The sequence below is a fragment of the Janibacter terrae genome (assembly GCF_039636765.1).
Classification (GTDB): Bacteria; Actinomycetota; Actinomycetes; order Actinomycetales; family Dermatophilaceae; genus Janibacter; species Janibacter terrae.
This window is the reverse complement of sequence record NZ_CP144167.1, coordinates 1,889,030-1,905,706: the sequence shown is the minus strand read 5'-3', so window position 1 is coordinate 1,905,706 and position 16,677 is coordinate 1,889,030. Positions and strand designations below refer to the sequence as shown.

Annotated in this window: 12 protein-coding genes; 6 read left to right on the top strand and 6 right to left on the bottom strand. The window is 69.5% G+C overall.

Going from position 1 to position 16,677, the window contains the following annotated elements; translation table 11 throughout:
• Nucleotides 1-25: 25 nt before the first annotated feature.
• The 3 genes from V3C34_RS09285 to V3C34_RS09275 form a co-directional block, all read right to left on the bottom strand.
• Nucleotides 26-1,114: a calcium/sodium antiporter gene (locus V3C34_RS09285; protein ID WP_068324862.1), complete on the bottom strand. Its 1,089-nt coding sequence runs from the start codon at nucleotides 1,112-1,114 to the stop codon at nucleotides 26-28.
• 663 nt (nucleotides 1,115-1,777) lie between these two features.
• Entirely contained in the window at nucleotides 1,778-3,274 is a 1,497-nt protein-coding gene (locus tag V3C34_RS09280; RefSeq protein WP_255218274.1) for an ATP-binding protein, read from the bottom strand.
• A 47-nt stretch (nucleotides 3,275-3,321) separates the two neighbouring features.
• On the bottom strand, nucleotides 3,322-4,827 hold the full coding sequence (locus V3C34_RS09275) for an SCO6880 family protein (RefSeq protein WP_346006839.1): 1,506 nt from the start codon (nucleotides 4,825-4,827) through the stop codon (nucleotides 3,322-3,324).
• A gap of 44 nt (nucleotides 4,828-4,871) precedes the next feature.
• On the opposite strand from V3C34_RS09275, the gene V3C34_RS09270 reads away from it, so the two are divergent.
• Nucleotides 4,872-5,705 carry a hypothetical protein gene (locus V3C34_RS09270; protein WP_346006838.1) on the top strand — a complete coding sequence of 278 codons (834 nt, stop codon included), beginning with the start codon at nucleotides 4,872-4,874 and terminating at the stop codon, nucleotides 5,703-5,705.
• Between the two features lie 648 nt (nucleotides 5,706-6,353).
• Here the strand turns inward: V3C34_RS09270 and V3C34_RS09265 are convergent.
• The 3 genes from V3C34_RS09265 to V3C34_RS09255 form a co-directional block, all read right to left on the bottom strand.
• The gene (locus tag V3C34_RS09265) at nucleotides 6,354-6,875 is read right to left on the bottom strand and encodes a hypothetical protein (protein WP_346006837.1); all 522 of its coding nucleotides are present in this window, start codon (nucleotides 6,873-6,875) and stop codon (nucleotides 6,354-6,356) included.
• The gene (locus V3C34_RS09260; RefSeq protein WP_346006836.1) at nucleotides 6,872-9,340 is read right to left on the bottom strand and encodes a nitrate reductase; all 2,469 of its coding nucleotides are present in this window, start codon (nucleotides 9,338-9,340) and stop codon (nucleotides 6,872-6,874) included. The genes V3C34_RS09265 and V3C34_RS09260 overlap by 4 nt, the downstream gene beginning before the upstream one ends.
• Before the next feature lie 74 nt (nucleotides 9,341-9,414).
• The gene (locus V3C34_RS09255; RefSeq protein ID WP_338538261.1) at nucleotides 9,415-9,816 is read right to left on the bottom strand and encodes a four-helix bundle copper-binding protein; all 402 of its coding nucleotides are present in this window, start codon (nucleotides 9,814-9,816) and stop codon (nucleotides 9,415-9,417) included.
• Nucleotides 9,817-9,987: 171 nt separating this feature from the next.
• On the opposite strand from V3C34_RS09255, the gene V3C34_RS09250 reads away from it, so the two are divergent.
• From V3C34_RS09250 to V3C34_RS09230, 5 genes are all read left to right on the top strand, one after another.
• Nucleotides 9,988-10,764, top strand: a complete 777-nt coding sequence (locus V3C34_RS09250; RefSeq protein WP_068423102.1) for an NAD-dependent epimerase/dehydratase family protein — start codon at nucleotides 9,988-9,990, stop codon at nucleotides 10,762-10,764.
• 22 nt (nucleotides 10,765-10,786) lie between these two features.
• Nucleotides 10,787-12,292, top strand: a complete 1,506-nt coding sequence (locus V3C34_RS09245; protein WP_346006835.1) for an acetyl-CoA hydrolase/transferase family protein — start codon at nucleotides 10,787-10,789, stop codon at nucleotides 12,290-12,292.
• 20 nt (nucleotides 12,293-12,312) lie between these two features.
• Nucleotides 12,313-13,479: an MFS transporter gene (locus V3C34_RS09240; RefSeq protein ID WP_346006834.1), complete on the top strand. Its 1,167-nt coding sequence runs from the start codon at nucleotides 12,313-12,315 to the stop codon at nucleotides 13,477-13,479.
• 120 nt (nucleotides 13,480-13,599) lie between these two features.
• A complete protein-coding gene (locus tag V3C34_RS09235; protein ID WP_245634698.1) occupies nucleotides 13,600-15,306 on the top strand; it encodes an SPFH domain-containing protein in 1,707 nt (568 codons plus the stop codon).
• On the top strand, nucleotides 15,303-16,673 hold the full coding sequence (locus V3C34_RS09230; RefSeq protein ID WP_218005561.1) for an SPFH domain-containing protein: 1,371 nt from the start codon (nucleotides 15,303-15,305) through the stop codon (nucleotides 16,671-16,673). Before V3C34_RS09235 ends, V3C34_RS09230 begins: the two co-directional genes overlap by 4 nt.
• The last annotated feature ends 4 nt before the right edge of the window (nucleotides 16,674-16,677 follow it).

Genomic DNA, 16,677 nt, shown 5'->3' with positions numbered 1-16,677 from the left:
TGACGCTCGTCGGACATCCGGAGCCTCAGGACGGCGCCAGCGGCTCGCGAGCCGCGCGACGCCGACCAATCTCGTAGGCCCCGAGGACGACCAAGGTGATCGCGACCAACGGCAAGGTGAACCAGATCATCACGGCCGTGAAGCCCCCGAGCGCGTCGTGCTCGGTGGCTGCCAGCACCACGTAAGCGGTGAACGCGGCGTACAACCCGACGAACAGCGCGCCCTCCCAACGGGCGATAGCCATCCCGGTGAAAGCCACGGGCAGCAGCGCGACCGCTGCGGCGATCATGAGCGGGATGTCGAGGGCCACGGCCGCGTCTGCGACCGGTACCCCGTCATCGGCCACCAAGGCGGCGACGCCCAGCACAGCAGCGATGTTGAAGATGTTGCTGCCGACGATGTTGCCGACCGCCAGGTCGCGCTCACCGCGTCGAACAGCAATGAGGGACGTCGCCAGCTCAGGGAGCGAGGTACCTACCGCAACCACCGTGAGCCCGACCACCAGGCCACTCACCCCAAACCCCTCAGCGATGCCGACCGCACCCTCGACCAGCAGCTGCGCTCCGACGACCAACAGCGCCACCCCGCCGAGCACCGCCAGGAGGAGCAGCCACACCGGTCGTTCCTTCTCGCCCACTGTTGACTCGCGGACATACGGCGCACTGCGTCGCCCCACAACGACCGACACCGCGGTGTAGACGACTATCACCGTGACCAGAAAGAACCCGTCAGCAAGGCTCAGGCGGCCGTCCAGCGACAGCAGCAACAAGCACATTGACACCCCGACCATCACCGGCACGTCCAGACGAATCAACTGTGCGCGCACCGTCAACGGTAGGAGCAGCGCGGAGGCACCCAGGATCAGTAGGACGTTCACGATGTTGCTGCCCACAACGTTGCCGACCGCCAGGTCGGGTTGCCCTTCCAAGACCGCGCCGACAGTGACGGCCATCTCTGGCGACGACGTGGAGAAGGCCACCACCGTCAACCCGATGACCAGCGAGGAGAGGCCGACACGAGCCGCGAGATCCGATGCCCCCCTCACCAGAAGCTCACCGCCACCGACCAAGATGACCAGCCCGATCGCCACAAGAGCGACGTCGACTGCGCTCACAGGCTGAGAGCAAGACTCTGAGCGCGCCCGGCCGCTGATAGGCAATGGCGGTCCGCGATCAGCGGCGCGGCAAGCTCTGTCCGGGTGCCGATGAGTACTGCCATCCTCGCAGGCAACTGGCGCTGCCTGACTGGCCGGATCGAAAAGGACATCGACACTGCTCCTGACGGTCTCGTAAGGTCCTCCCGACGTCGATCGGTCGAGGCGGAACACTCGGGCGGAGATGCTGGCCGGAATGATGATGGCACAGTGTTGAACTCACTTCCAATGCGTAGCAAATCACGCGAATCCTACCGCGCATGTCAAATGGACGTGAGCCAAGTTGCAATCCACGCCACCGCGTCGCCCGGGTCAATCGACCACTCGTAGCCCAGCCATCCTCGCCTCGAGGTACGTCGACCAACGCGGCGCTGCCGGCGTCGCATACCCACGCATGGAATGACCGCAGCGGGAACCCGCAACGGTTAAGCCGCAGTCCAGGCACACCCGCCGGTCCTCATGCGTCCCGGATGCCCCGCCCGGAGAGGTTCCCGGTGACGGGCTGCCCATTCGGGACGCGGCACGCATCCCCCACGCACTCTCCGAACCTGAGTGCGCTCCTCGGGTCGAGGCCGTTGCGTATGCTCAGGTTCATCGCAGAACCGTCAAAATTCGCGCGAACTTCTAAAGAGCGGACTCGATGGCCTCGTTGGTGTAGTAGAGCTTCTTCTCCAGCGGGTGGAGCACCGTCTGGACCTTGTAGGTGGCGTCGCCGATGCACCACAGGGCGCGGCCCTTGTCCTGCATGGCCCACCCGGAGACGAGGTCCTGGGCGATCGGGCCGAGCCCGAGCATGGAGTCGAGCTCGCGGGCGACACGGGGCTTCTGGGCACCGAGGATCTTGATGTCGGCCAGCTCGAGGAGGTCCTTGGCGATCATCGCGGCCTGGGAGTCGGCGTCGCCAACCGAGAGCAGGTCGGAGGGCTTGTGGAGGTTGCAGAACTGGATGTCGCCGCCCTTGCCGGCCATGCCGCGTGAGAGCCGCAGGTCGGCGTCGAAGCTCGCCACCGCGGCGGTTCCGAGACGCATCTGCTTCCAGACCTCGTCGCGCACCACGATGCGCAGGTCACCGGGCTCGGCGATCTCCCGCAGACCACGCCCCCAGGAGTTCATGCACAGCAGCGCGATGCCCACGGCCTCATCGCCCAGGCCGTCGAGCCGGGAGAGGCTGAACGACTGGATCGGGGCCCGCCAGTCGACCTCGATGTTGGTGAAGTCGTCGAAGAGGCCGGCGAGGGTGCCGGTGACCAGCTCGCCGAGCGCGTTGCGCAGCAACCGGGTCTCGTCGAGGAACTGGCGGGTGTTCGCGTACTCGCAAGCCTCGACGAGCTCCTCGGTGGGGTTGCGCAGCAGGTCCCACAGCCGCGGGATGGTCGTCTCGGCCAGGACGCTGTTGCCGGCGGCGTAGCCGGTGAGGATCGCCAGAGCGTTGCGCACGACGTCGGACTCGTCGGGGCCGAACGGCACCCGGCGCTCGTCGTCGATCTTCATGCTGCCGACCAGGCCTCGGACCAGGACGAGCCACCGCTTGAAGATGATCGTGGCGCGGCGCTGCGCCTCCTCGGCCGAGAGCTTCTCCCACCCGTCGCCGAGCGGCCCCATGGACAGCGGGTTGACCCGGGCCCAGAAGCCGGGGGCGATCACGAAGGGTTCGACACCGAGCGCGCGGCACAGCGACTCGTACTCGTCCTTGACGTCGCCAGTGACCAGGGTGCGGTAGCCGAACGGCATCATCCGGGTGCAGAACCCCTTGGTGGTTCCGGACTTGCCGCTGCCCGGCTTGGCGAACTGGAAGATGTTCGGGTTGGTCACCGGTACGTCGTCGCGCAGCACCCAGCCGAACGGGTCGCAGTAGAAGCTGCCGCCGGAGAGCTGGTCGACGCCCATCTGCGCGCCCGTCGGGGGCAGCCCGGGCGCGGAGACGAACGGCCAGAACACCGGGGCCTGGTCGCTGGTCATCCGCCAGGCCATCGCCGGGGCGGTCGCGGCGGCCCAGCCTCGGCCGCGGCGGGCGGCACCGCGGCGCGGCGCGTACCGGAAGAGCCGGGGCTCCTTGGCTTCCGGGGCGAGCGTGGGGATCGTGGGCAGGTCGTGCCCGAAGTCGGAGAGCAGGGCAGCCATGTCGCGGCCTCGATCGGCGCCACGGCGGTTCCGTTGAGTGGTGGTCATCAGGCGTCTCCGCTCCGGGTCAGGCTCGTGCCGAGGGGGATGGTGGACGCGGCGAACCCGACGTCCTGGGCGAGGTCGAGGCGCAGCGGTGCGAACCCGGCGCGTCGGACCGAGGCGTCCAGGCGGCGCCCGAACTCGGTGATCCGCATCGACTTGGGGACGGTGACCGTGCACACGCCGTAGGGCCGGGTCAGCGAGTTGCCGCGGGCCAGCTTGGCGTCCAGGCCGCGGGCCTTGTGGGCTTCGTCGCGCTGCTTGGCGCGGGTCTTGCGGCCGAGCTTCTCGTTCATCCCCTCGGCCAGGTCGGCGGCCCACTCGGCGTTGCCGGACTGCCGGTCTGCCTTGGTCTGGGAAACGATCGGGTACGCGACGACGAACGATCGCCGCTCACCGAACTCGCTGGGGGTGAGGATCGGTGCCAGGGCACCCATCGCGACGCCGCGGGTCGGCAGCTTGATGGTGGCGCTGACCGAGTTCCAGGCGTCGTGGCTGTAGTGCCGCACCGTGGCGTCGGCACCCGAGGGGCCGGCCATCGCCCACGGGACGTCGGCGTTGACGCTCGGGTCCTTCTCCCGCAGCGAGAGGGCCTCGACGATGCCGGCGCGGTCGCCGGGGGCGAATCCGGTCCGGCAGGCCAGCGCGAGCTCGGGGCTGGTGAGCCAGCGCACCGTCGTCATCCCCATCGGGCCGCGCAGCTGGGCCTCGATCTCGGCCATGAGCAGGTAGAGCTCGCGGCAGCGGCCCTCGAAGCCGCCCCCGGACTCTTTGGCCGACCTCGCGATCCGGGTCTCCGGGATCACGATCGTCACGAACTGCTCGGTGCGCACCGATGCCTGGGTGAGGCCGTGGGCCAGGTCGCTGTTGACGACCTCCGACAGCTCCGGGGCGTTGGGGCGGCGGTGGCGGTTGACCCACAGGTCGCGCTCGGCGCCGTCCTCGGGGACGGTGCGCACCATGAAGAGGATCTCGTCGACCTTCTCTGTGCGACCGGCGACGTCGAGCAGTCCGGCCAGCGCCTCGCCGTAGCGGGCGCGCTCTTCGGTGTCCTTCATGCCGATACCGGGGTGCACGATCGAGGCCGTGACCGCCCAGGTCTTCATGGCGTGGTCCTCGATGATCGCTACGCGCTGCAGCTGCGAGCCGTGCGGCGGGCCGTCGTGGATCTGGACGCCCTGGAGGACCCCGGGCAGGTCCGGGGTGTCGAGATCGTCGCCGCGGCCCTGGGTGGCCTTGGCGCGGAACGAGGTCCAGCCGAACAGGCCGCCGACGGCGTACATCGTCGAGGCGAACACCCAGCCGGTGGCCGAGCGGCCGCGCACCGGGATCACGGTGATGGCCAGCAGGAACACCCAGACCAGGGCGAACAGAAGCGCGGAGAACCACGCTCCGCGGCTGATTGCCCAGAACGCCGGCAGGCTGGCCAGCGCCAGGAACATCAGCTGGCCTCCGGAGAGGCCGAAGAACCAGCCGATGCGGTCGCGCTGGTAGTCGGCGTAGGTGGTCATCGTCGGCTTCCCTTCTGGTCAGTGAGGTCGGTGGGTGTCGATCGGTGCTCGAGGTGGGGCGGTCGACGCATCGGTTACACCGCAACCGGTGGGATGCCGCCAGCTGCCGCGCCGGCGCCGCCGGCACCTCCTGCTACTACAAGGCCGGCGGCGTGCCATGGCGGATGACCCGCCATGTCCGGGACCTCACGACCTGCTACGTCGGCGTCGCCTTCTACCGGAGCACCGACAACGAAACACTGCAGACGAGCGTGGCGCAGGTTTTCAACGAGCGCGGCGACGGCGTGATCGTCCGTGGCGCCCAGGCCACTCAGTCGAAGGACGACCGACAGCCACACCTCACCGGCGACGACGCCAAGGACCTCCTTGAGCAGTCGCTGGCCCGTTACCGCATCGAGCACAAGACGGCACCCGCACGCGTCATGCTGCACAAGACCTCTTCGTTCACGCCTGAAGAGTTGGAGGGCTTCCGGGCTGCCGCCGAGGCGGAGCGCCTGGCCATGCTCGAACTCGTCTGGATCCCACGCGAGGACTCCCCCCGGCTGTTTCGGCAAGGCGAGCAGACGACCCTACGAGGCACGCTCCTGTCGCTCACTGACACCCGGCACCTGCTCTACACCCGTGGGAGCGTTCCGTTCTACCGGACTTACCCAGGGATGTACGTGCCGTCGGCACTCCCCTTCCGCCTTGCCGACGTGCAGTCGAGCGCGGCCGAGATCGCGACTGAGCTGCTCGCGCTCTCCAAGATGAACTGGAACGCCACCCAACTCGACGGCCGGTTGCCCATCACGCTGCGCACAGCTGACTCGATCGGCCGGATCCTGAAGCACCTCGGCCCGAATGAACGCCCGGCGCCGCGATACGCCTACTACATGTGACTTGGCTCGGTGGGTGTAGCTGGGTTTGAGCTCGTCGCTTCTTCGGATCGCATCGGCCAGCACAAGACGGCCAAGCATCGAGAGGTGCCCGCTCCGAGCCGCCAGCGAAGTGCGCGCCACCCTCCGCGAGTTCACGCACAGTTTCAACACCCAGACAGCGTTAACGTCATCGCAGCTCGGACCCGCCTCGCCGAGGCACCCGCGACGTCCCCAACGCGCCCAACGGCACCGAGGCGGTAGTTTGAGGACGAGGACGTCTTCGTAGTTGAACGCCCCTGAAGGGCCGACAATCGCTCGGCTGTTACAAACGGGATACAAATCGCCTGAACGAATCGGAGTTTGCGCAGGTCAGCATGGGTCAGTCAGTCAGTACTACGACATCTGATCGAACCGAGCATCAGCGAGGTCCGGGTCAGATGTCGAAATATGAACTCCGTGACATCTAGAGCCCACGCCGGCTGAGGAGGTTGCGCGGCAACCGTCTCGAAGCCACGCGGCAGACGAAGGGCGGGACCCCCGATCACGGGGGCCCCGCCCTTCGTCGGTGTGTGCACAAAAGGTCGTCCTGGTGCATCTCGTGGCGGATTCAGCCAGGTCGCGCACCGAGACGACCTCTTGTGCACGCGTCACGCGGCGTGGGCCGGCGCCTCACCCCGTCACCATGATCTGGGCCGCAGCCTCCTTGACCTTCGCGTTGGCCCACCGCAGCTGGCGGAGGGTCTCGGGATGGCAGTCCTGCGCCACGGACAGCAGCTCGCGATCACGCATCGCCTGGGCGGTCTGCGCGAGGACCTCCCAGTCCAGGGAGACCCCGGCCGCCATCTGGTGCAGGCGGCGCAGGTCGGCCAAGAGCAGGAGCCCCGGCTCGTGGAAGCGGCCGGTCAGCTCCGAGGCCTTCTGCTTCAGCCGGGCCGTGAGCGTGGCCTCGTCCTCGGGCTTGGGATCGAGGTCCAGGCCGTAGTCCTGCCCGACCTCGGCCAGCCGGCGCACGTGCTCCTGGGACCACCGGGCGATGTCGCGCGCGACGTAGAACACCTCGTGGTCGACCTTCTGCTGGTCGGACAGCCCAAGCAGCGCCCCCGCCAGGTGGTTCTCGGACCGGTGGAGCTCCTCGATGGCTGCGGCGACCTTGTTGCCGTTCAGGGAGCGGAGCGTGGCGGTGATGTTCATCGTCCGACCTCCTCGTCCTGCAGCTCCTCGTCGGCGAGGGCATCGGGTCCGCCCGTCGTCGGAGGGACCGAGGCGCCGTCGACCGGGCGGGACGCCGTCGTCGTCGGGGCCGGAGCCTGCTTGCCGTCGGCGGCCCGCACGCGGGTGGCGGCCGCGGCCGCGGTCTTGAAGATCGGCTGCTTCGAGGCCGGGTCCCAGTCGGTGAGGGTCAGCTCGTTGGCCGCACGGCCGTGGTCGTCGGGGTGGTCGCCACCGGGGGTGTCCCAGTAGCCGTAGTGGAAGGGCAGGAACAGCACGCCGGCCCGGATACCGGTGATCCGCAGCCGAGCGGTCACCCCGCCCCGCGGCGTCGTGATCTCCAGGACGTCGCCCTCGACCCAGCCCTGAGCCCGTGCATCGTCGGCGGAGGCCTCCACCCACACCTCGGGCGCCGCCGCCTGCAGCTGCGGCGCGCGAGCCGTCTTGGTCCGGGTGTGGAAGTGGTAGAGCGTGCGCCCCGTGATCAGCTGGAAGGGGAAGTCCTCGGAGGGCAGCTCGTGCGGCGGGAGGTACTCGGCCGCCTTGATCACCGCCTTGCCCTCGGGGTTGAGGGCCTTGTACTCCGTCGGCGAGACCGGCGCGCCCGTCACCATGTCCCGCCCGTAGCTCTCGCAGTACGAGGGGTCGGACCAGAACTGACCGTCGGCGTAGATGCGTTCGGTGCCGTCAGGGTGCTCGTCGTTGCAGGGCCACTGGATGCCGCTGCCGCCGCGGAGCTTGTCGTAGGTCAGGCCGCTGTAGTCGCAGGGGCGGCCACGGCTGCACTCCTTCCACCCCTCGAAGGCCTCCTCGGGGGTGGTCCACTTGACCAACGGGGCGCCGTCCTTGTCCCGCAGGTCGAGGCGGCGCGCGTAGTCCACGAGGATGTCGAGGTCGCTGCGCGCCTCGCCCGGCGGGTCCACCGCCTTGTCGGACAGGTGCACGGTGCGATCGACATTGGTGAAGGTGCCGGTCTTCTCGCCCCAGGTCGCCGCTGGCAGCACGACGTCGGCCAGCTCGGCCGTCTCGGACAGAAAGATGTCCTGCACCACGAGGAAGAGCCGCTCCTGCGACAGGATGCTGCGCATCCGGCCCAGCTCCGGCATCGACACCGCCGGGTTGGTCGCCGTGACGTAGAGGAAGCGGATCGAGCCGTCCTCGATGTAGCGCATGATCTGCATCGCGTGCGTGGGCGCGGTGTAGTGCGGGATGTCCATCGGATCGATGTTCCACACCCTGGCCAGGTCCTCGATGTGGGCGTCGTTGGACCAGTTGCGGAAGGCCGGCAGGTCGCCGTCCGCGCCCGCCTCCCGGGTGTTCTGGGCCGTGGGCTGGCCGTTCATCTGCAGGATCCCGCAGCCCGGCCTGCCGAGCATCCCGCGAAGGATGTGGATGTTGTTGACCTGGACCGCGGCAGCCGTCGCCTGGTGGGACTGGTAGAAGCCCTGCAGCACCGTCGACATCAGGCGCTCGGAGGTGCCGATCAGGCGCGCGGCCTCTCGCAGGTCCTCGACGGGGACATCGCACACCTGCGCGGCCCGCTCGACCGAGTAGCCGTCGAGCATCTTCGTCAGCTCCTCGAAGCCGACCGCGTGGGCGTCGACGTACTCGTGGTCGACCCAGTCGTGCTCGAGCATCTCGTGCAGGAGGGCGTTCATGAGCATCACGTTGGTGCCCGGCCGGGGGGCGAGGTGCACCCTCGCATGCTGCGCGACCGGTGTGGGACGTGGGTCGACGCAGATGACAGCCGGCGGATTGGGGCCGGCGAGCCGGTCCAGCACCCGGGTCCACAGGACGGTCTGGGTCTCGGCCATGTTATGGCCGTAGAGGGCGATCACGTCGGCGTGGTCGATGTCGGTGTAGGAGCCGGGCTGGCCGTCGGAGGCGAAGGACTCCTTGAGCGCCGCCGCGGCGGTTGCCGTGCACAGCCGGGTGTTGCCGTCGACGTGGCTGGTCCCGATGCCGCCGTGGGCGATCAGCCCGAGGGTGTAGTACTCCTCCAGGAAGAGCTGGCCCGAGGTGTAGAAGGCGATGGAGCTCGGGCCGCGCTCGGCCAAGAGCTCCTTCGTGCGGTCGGCCACCGCAGCCATGGCCGTGTCCCAGTCGGTCTCCACGAGCTCGCCATCTCGGCGGATGAGGGGCGTGGTGAGCCGGTCCGGGGAGTGGTTGGCCTGCCAGCCGTAGAGGTCCTTGGGGCCGAGCCGGCCGTGGTTGACGCGGTCGACGGCGCGACCTCGCACGCCGACGATGCGGTCGTCCTTCACCGCGATGTCCAGCGCGTCCCCGTTGGAGTGCAGGATCGAGGCGGACTGGACCCACCGGTCCACTCCTGCCGGGTCGAGTCCCCCCTCCAGGTGGCTGTCGACGCGAACCGGCCAGTGCGTACCCGGTCCGTACGGTGTCCGTGTGCCCCAGGGTTGTGCGATTCGATCGATGTGCGGCGCCATGGATCTTCCCTTCTCCTCGTTGCACGGTGGTTCGACGTGCCTGCTCGGGCGCGTCACGAGACAGGCAGTACAGGTCAGAGAGAGGCGATCACAGCACGGCAGGCTGCTTCGCACCGACGGCACGCCTCGGCGCAGATCCTGCAGTGCTCGTGCATCTGCGCGTGCTGAGCGCACTCGTCGCCGCAGGCCTTGCACGCGGCTGCACACGCCTCGAGGACGGCGCGGGTGAGGTTCGCGTCGTACCCCGTATGACGCGACAGCACATTGCCGGTGGCGGCGCAGACATCCGCGCAGTCGAGATCGGTGCGGATGCACGTCGCCAGATCAGCGACCATGTCCTCGCTCAGGCAGGCATCGGCGCACGCCGTGCAGACCTGCGCGCACTCGAAGCACGCGGCGATGCAGTCTGCCCACGTGTCCTTGTCGATCCCGCCCAGGTCCTTCGGGTAGGCCTCGAGCATCTGCGTGTGTGCCATGGGACTCGGTCCTCCTCGTGCGACGCAGGGAGCGCACGGGCAGCGCCTCTCGGTGCCACGTCGCCTCAGGTGGGCACTACCCCCCCCCGACCTGGATGCATTCACCGGCGGTGTGACGCGCAGCACGGCAGCGCGAGCACGCCCCGTTCCACTGGTGCCACAGTGGGGACCATGACGAAGCGACGCATCCTCATCACCGGCTCGACGGGCAACGTGGGCACCGTCCTCACGCAGCGACTGGGCGACCGGTACGAGCTCATCGGGCACGGGCTCGAGGCCGACCCCTCCGCCCACCCGCTCGTCCTGGGGGGTGACCTCGGCGACTACGACGCCGTCCTCGCTCTCATGGACGGCATCGACACGGTCGTCCACCTCGCCGGCGCCGCCTCACCGGAGTCCGGGTGGGACGCGGTGCTCGAGGCCAACATCATCGGCACCCGCAATGTCCTGGAAGCCGCCCGCGTCGCCGGGGTGCGGCGGGTCGTCTTCGCCTCGTCCAACCACGCGATGGGCATGTACGACCGCCTGGAGCAGTGGCCGGTCTACCCCGACACGCTCCCCCGCGCCGACTCGCTGTACGGCGTGTCCAAGATCTTCGGCGAGACGCTCGGCCGGTACTACTTCGACGAGCACGGCCTGTCCTTCATCGCGCTGCGCATCGGCTGGGTCTCCGGTGACCCGACCCTCGTCGACGAGGACGTCCTGCACGCCATGTGGCTCAGCGAGGACGACGCCGCGCAGGTCGTGCGCTGCGCGATCGAGGCGAAGGTCGAGCACGGTGTCTACTACGCCATCTCGGACAACCCCAACCGCCGCTGGTCGATGACCAACACGATGCTCGACCTGGGCTACCGACCGCAGGACTCGTGGTCCGATGAGGCACCTGCCGACGAACCGGTGGTCGAGGGCGGGCAGACGGTCGCCGACGACTGGCCGAAGGGGTCGTGAGCGCGGCTGAGATCATGAGCGCATGAGCCGCATCACCTGCCCCGTCCTGAGCACCCGCGTCACCACCGCCGAGGCCGCGGCGGAGCACGTCCGCCCCGGGGACAACATCGGGATGAGCGGTTTCACCGGGGCCGGGTACCCCAAGGCGCTGCCCACGGCCCTGCACGACCGGATGGTCGCGGCGCACGCCCGCGGGGAGGACTTCCGCGTCGGTCTGTGGACCGGGGCCTCGACGGCACCCGACGCGGACGGCGTGCTCGCGGAGGCGCGGGGCGTGGCGAGCCGGCTGCCGTACAACTCCGACCCGACGATGCGCCAGCTGATCAACTCCGGCGAGGTCGACTACGTCGATGCCCACCTGAGCCACTCCGCGCCGCACATGTGGTTCGGGTTCTACGGCAACCTCGACGTGGCCATCGTCGAGGTCACCGCGATCCTGCCCAACGGCCTGCTCGTGCCGGGCAGCTCCGTGGGCAACAACAAGACCTGGCTGGAGCAGGCCGACCGGGTCATCCTCGAGGTCAACCACTGGCAGCCGCGCGAGTTCGAGGGCTTCCACGACGTCTACTACGGGGCCGCCCTGCCGCCGGACCGCCGCCCGATCCAGCTCACCGACCCGATGCAGCGCATCGGCGACCCCTACCTGCGGGTCGACCCGGCGAAGGTCGTCGCCGTCGTCGAGACCGACCGTCCGGACCGCAACTCCCCCTTCAGCCCCCCGGACGCGACCTCGCAGGCCATCGCCGGCCACGTCGTGGACTTCCTGCGTGCCGAGGTGAAGGCCGGGCGGATGCCCCCTTCGCTCCTGCCGCTGCAGTCGGGGGTCGGCAATGTCGCCAACGCCGTCCTCGCGGGGCTGGACGGCAGCGAGTTCACCGACCTCGTCGCCTTCACCGAGGTGCTCCAGGACGGGCTGCTCGACCTGCTCGACAGCGGCACGGTGCGCGCGGCGTCGGCGACGTCCTTCGGGCTCTCGGACGTCGGGGTGGAGCGGTTCCTCGACAACATCAGCAGCTACAAGGGGCGGATCCTGCTGCGCAGCGAGGAGATCTCCAACCACCCCGAGCTGGTCCGGCGGCTCGGCGTCATCGCGATGAACGGGATGATCGAGGCCGACATCTACGGCAACGTCAACTCCACCCACATCGCCGGCAGCAAGATCATGAACGGCATCGGCGGCAGCGGCGACTTCACCCGCAACGCCTTCCTCAACTTCTTCCTCACCCCGTCCACGGCGAAGGGGGGCACGGTCTCGGCGTTCGTCCCGATGGCCAGCCACGTCGACCACACCGAGCACGACGTCCAGGTCATCGTCAGCGAGCACGGGCTGGCCGACCTGCGTGGGCTCTCCCCCCGGCACCGGGCGGGGCGGATCATCAACAACTGCGCCGACCCGGCCTTCCGGCCCGCGCTGCTCGACTACTTCGAGCGGGCCCAGGCGGCCCGGCCCGATGCCGTGCACACCCCGCACCTCCTGGGTGAGGCGCTCAGCTGGCACGAGCGGTTCCTGGAGACAGGCAGCATGTGAAGGGTGAGACACTGCTGCCAGTGAGCAGTGTGTGGACCGCGCGGGGGATGCCCGCGCTGCTGATGGCGACCTTCCTGGGCTTCAGCGGCTTCGCGGTCCTCATGCCGGTCGCCCCGCTCTGGGCCGTGCACGGTGGCGCGGACGAAGGGGGCGCCGGTCTCGTCAACGGGGTCCTCCTCACCGTCACCGTCCTCACCCAGTTCACCGTCCCCGCGCTGCTGCGGCGCTTCGGCTGGGGTCCCGTGCTCGCCGCCGGACTCGTGCTGCTCGGCGCGCCGTCGCTGGGGTTCATCGCCAGTGACGCGCTCGCCGCCGTCCTCGCGCTGTCCGCGGTGCGCGGCGTCGGGTTCGGCATCCTCACCGTCGCCGGGAGCGCGGCCGTCGCCGAGCTCTCCACGCCCGAGACCCGCGGCAAGGCCGTCGGCGCGTACGGCCTGTCCATCGCCGGTCCCCAGGTGGTACTCCTCCCCCTGGGCTCCTGGGTGGCCGAGACGCTCGACTTCGGCGTCGTCTTCGCCGTCGGGGCCGTGCCGCTGCTCGGCGTGCCCGCCGCGCTGGCCCTGGGGCGGGTGCTCGAGGCCTTCCCCGCGCACGAGGCCCCGGTCGGCAGCGAGCCCGGCCCTAGCACGCCGCGGGTGGCGCTCACCCTGCTGCGGCCGATGGTCCTGCTCGTCGGCGTGACCATCGCCGGCGGCGCGGTGCTCACCTTCGGCCCGCAGATGGTCCGCGACCCAGCGGTCGTCATCCCTGCGCTCGCCCTCATGGAGCTCATGGCCGCGATCTTCCGGTGGCGCATCGGCGACCTCGCCGACCGTCACGGCGCCGAGCGGTTCCTCGCCCCCTTCGTCCTCCTGACCGTGCTCGGCATGGGCGGCATCGCCTGGGCGGTCCACGACCAGTCCGTGCCCTTGCTGCTCGTCGGTGCCCTCCTGCTCGGCAGCGCCTACGGGGCCCTGCAGAACCTCACGCTCGTCATCTCCTTCGCCGCCGTGACGCGCCGGCACATCGGCCTCGCCAGCTCGATCTGGAATGTCGGCTTCGACCTCGGCTCGGCCCTCGGGTCCGTCGTCGTCGGCGCGATCGCGGTCGGGTACGGCTTCCCGGCCGCGCTCCTCGTGACCGCCGCCTTCGCCGTGCTGACCCTGCCGCTGGCCCTGGTGCGGGTGCGGCGTCGAGACGGTCGCTGAGCGACCTCCTCAGCCAGCGGTGGACGAGAGTGCAGCGCTGACGGGGAGTTCTCCCCGTGTCCGGCCGAACTCCCCTGTGGGAGACTGCGGCCAACTCAGGGAACGAACGAAGGGGCACGGGTGAGCAACCCAGCGCAGCAGTTCATGGACAGGGCCAGGCAGGTCGCGGACGCGACCGGCATGGGCGGGGCGGTCGACCAGGTGATGCAGCAGGCGCAGGGGGCCGGCTTCGACCTCAACGCGCGGGACTTCCCCGCAGCCCGGGGCGAAGGGGGGTCCGCCGGCACGCGGATCAACGCCGACCACGTCCCGCTCGACGACGCTGCGGAGGCCCTCAGCCGCAGCCGCTACGAGATGGGCGTGACCGGCCCCGTGCACGTCATCACCCCGATGGTCATGCCCAAGGGCCGCCGCCTGCGGGCGATGCTGCCGGTCATCCTGCTCGTCATCGTCGGCGTCGTCGGATCGATCTTCCTGCTGCCCTTCGACGGGATGAGCCTGGCGGTCTTCGGGCCGCACTACTGGGTCCTCGTGGTCGCCGTCGCCGCCTTCATGTGGTGGCGGCAGGGCATGGTCATGGTCCCGGAGGGCTGCACCGCCCTCATCAGCCGCTTCGGCAAGGTCGAGGCCGAAGTCGGCCCCGGCCGGGTGACGCTGTGGAACCCGTGGAAGCGCGTCTCCTACATCGTCAACACCACGCGCGAGTACCCCTTCAACGCGCCGATCCGCTCGGCACCGACGAAGTCCGGCGTGCAGGCGTCGGTCGACCTCTTCCTCCAGTTCCGCATCGTCAGCGCCCGCGAGTTCGTCTTCGTCCTCGGCGCGGTGCAGGGCTTCCAGGACAAGCTCAACAACGCGATCTCCGAGACGACGCGCTCGCTCATCTACGAGCAGGAGGCCTCCGGCATCTACGACCTCGTCGGTGAAAGCACCGCGCGGCTGCTCGACCAGCTCAACGCGCAGTTCGCCCCGGCGGTCGAGCTGACGACGGCCAACATCACGCACGCCGAGCCGTCCGCGCAGGAGTACCGGATGGACCTCGCGGCCCCGGAGATGATCCGCGTCGCCAAGGAGGCCTACACGTACGACTACGAGCTGGGGCTGAAGAAGGAGCAGAACGAGGGCGACCTCAACAAGGACCTCGCCTCGCTCAAGGAGAACCTCTCCGGCATCCAGGCCGACATCGCCCGCTACCAGGCGCAGATGGACACGGCGCTGGAGCGGGAGACCAACCGCGCCGAGGCGGTCGCCCGCCAGCGCTTCGTCGAGTCGGAGTCCGATGCCAACGCCAACGCGGCCCTGCTCGAGGCCCAGGCCCTCGACATCCGTGCGCTGAGCGCGGCGCTGGCGCCGGAGATCCTCGACTACCGCTACCAGCAGGACATGCTCGACAAGATGGAGGGCGTCTCCGGCTCCCTCCCGCAGCTCGTGCGCATCGGCGAGGAGTCCGAGGGCGTGGACTACCTGCAGATCGCCCGCCAGCTCGTGGGCGGCCAGGACGCGCAGCTCTTCTCCGCCCAGGACATGGAGGACATCCGGGCGCGGCAGGGCGACATCGCCGCCCGCATCAGCGCACGCGAGGCCGACATCGTCGACCTGCTGCAGGCCCCCGAGAAAACGGACGTCGAGATCCTGCCGGCCACGGAGGCAGAGACCGATCCCGAGGGCGAGCAACGGCTCGACGAGATCCGCCAGTCCGTCACCGACGAGAGCGTCACCGAAACGCTCGGCGAGGTGAGCAGCGGCGGCATCCGCCCCTCCACCCCGCCGCCACCGGTGACCGAGACGATGATCCAGACCGACGCGACCGAGGGTGAGCAGCGATGAGTGACCAGATGATGGAGCAGGCGGTCCGTGCCGCGCGCGGTCAGGGCATGAGCTCGATCAAGGAGGTCGTCTCCGGGTGGGGCGATGTCGCGCGCTACCTGCGTGGCGGCGACTCCGGCTCGCTCGTCCCCGTCGTCATCCCCAAGGACAAGCGCGGCATGCGCTGGACCGCGCTCATCTGGTTCGGCCTGTGGGCGCTCCTCAGCGGGGTCTTCCTCGCCGCCTCCGACCACGGGGCACTCGGCGGGCTGGCGATCTTCGTCGCGATCATCTCCTTCCTGCTCTCGGCGCTGTGGTGGTGGCGCAGCTCGATCGTCGAGATCGAGGAGGGCACGGTCGGGGTGCTGACGAAGTTCGGCGCCATCTCCGGCCCCGGCCTCTCACCCGGCCGGCACTACCTCTGGCACCCGTGGGCGCGGGTCGCCTACGTCGTCGACGTGACCACCGAGATCCCCTACACCGCACCGGTGCTCAGCTCCCCTACGCACGAGAACGTGCCGCTGAAGTCGATCGAGTTCTTCCTGCGCTTCCGCATCGTCGACGCCATCCGCTTCGTGCAGACGATCGGCGCGGGCAACTTCGACCTCGTGCTGTCCAACTCGGTCCAGGACGCCATTCGGCAGCGCAGCCGCCAGGTGCGCACCGAGCAGGCGTACGACCTGCGCGGCAGCGACGTCAAGGACATGCAGGACCTGCTCAACCGTCAGCTGACCCGCTACGGCGTGCAGATCATGGGCTGCAACATCCCCGACGTGCAGCTGCCCGACCAGTACCGCGAGCACCTCGCCACCCGCGAGCGGGTCGCCAAGGAGCTCGTCGCGTACGAGAAGGAGTGGGAGCTGACGCGCAAGCGTCGCATCGACACCCTCCTGCTCGAGATCGAGCGGTCGAAGAAGGTGCGTGACGCCAAGGTCGTCGAGGTCCAGGCGTCGCTCAACGAGGCCCGCAAGGACGTCGCCCAGATGCTCGAGGAGCGCGAGACCGAGGCGCAGAAGATCCGCTACGAGATCGAGACCCGTGCCCGCACCAACCTCGTCGCCGCGCAGGGTGAGGCCAAGGCGCAGGAGCAGCTGGCCACGGCCTACCGCGACAACCGTGCGGTGCTCGGCTACGAGCTCGCACGGCGCCGTCTCGACGTGGGCGCGACCCTCGCCGAGGACGCCCCGCGGCCGGTCATCGTGCACACCGACGCCGGCGCCGGCGACTCCTCCGCGCTGTCGACGCTGCTCATGGCGCAGCTGCTGCCGCAGATCCAGTCCGGTGACACCGCCCCGCGCCGCGGGTCGCGCCGGGCGTCCCAGCCCGCCCAGCTCGACGAGGTCGCCGAGCGCGCCGCCCGGGCGCTGCGGGAGCAGACGCAGGGCTGACCGC

Bases quoted from the DNA above. Each gene is read 5' to 3' on its own strand.
- V3C34_RS09280 (WP_255218274.1), bottom strand. From the start codon at position 3,274: ATGGCTGCCCTGCTCTCCGACTTCGGGCACGACCTGCCCACGATCCCC.
- V3C34_RS09275 (WP_346006839.1), bottom strand. From the start codon at position 4,827: ATGACCACCTACGCCGACTACCAGCGCGACCGCATCGGCTGGTTCTTC.
- V3C34_RS09265 (WP_346006837.1), bottom strand. From the start codon at position 6,875: ATGAACATCACCGCCACGCTCCGCTCCCTGAACGGCAACAAGGTCGCC.
- V3C34_RS09260 (WP_346006836.1), bottom strand. From the start codon at position 9,340: ATGGCGCCGCACATCGATCGAATCGCACAACCCTGGGGCACACGGACA.
- V3C34_RS09255 (WP_338538261.1), bottom strand. From the start codon at position 9,816: ATGGCACACACGCAGATGCTCGAGGCCTACCCGAAGGACCTGGGCGGG.
- V3C34_RS09250 (WP_068423102.1), top strand. From the start codon at position 9,988: ATGACGAAGCGACGCATCCTCATCACCGGCTCGACGGGCAACGTGGGC.
- V3C34_RS09245 (WP_346006835.1), top strand. From the start codon at position 10,787: ATGAGCCGCATCACCTGCCCCGTCCTGAGCACCCGCGTCACCACCGCC.
- V3C34_RS09230 (WP_218005561.1), top strand. From the start codon at position 15,303: ATGAGTGACCAGATGATGGAGCAGGCGGTCCGTGCCGCGCGCGGTCAG.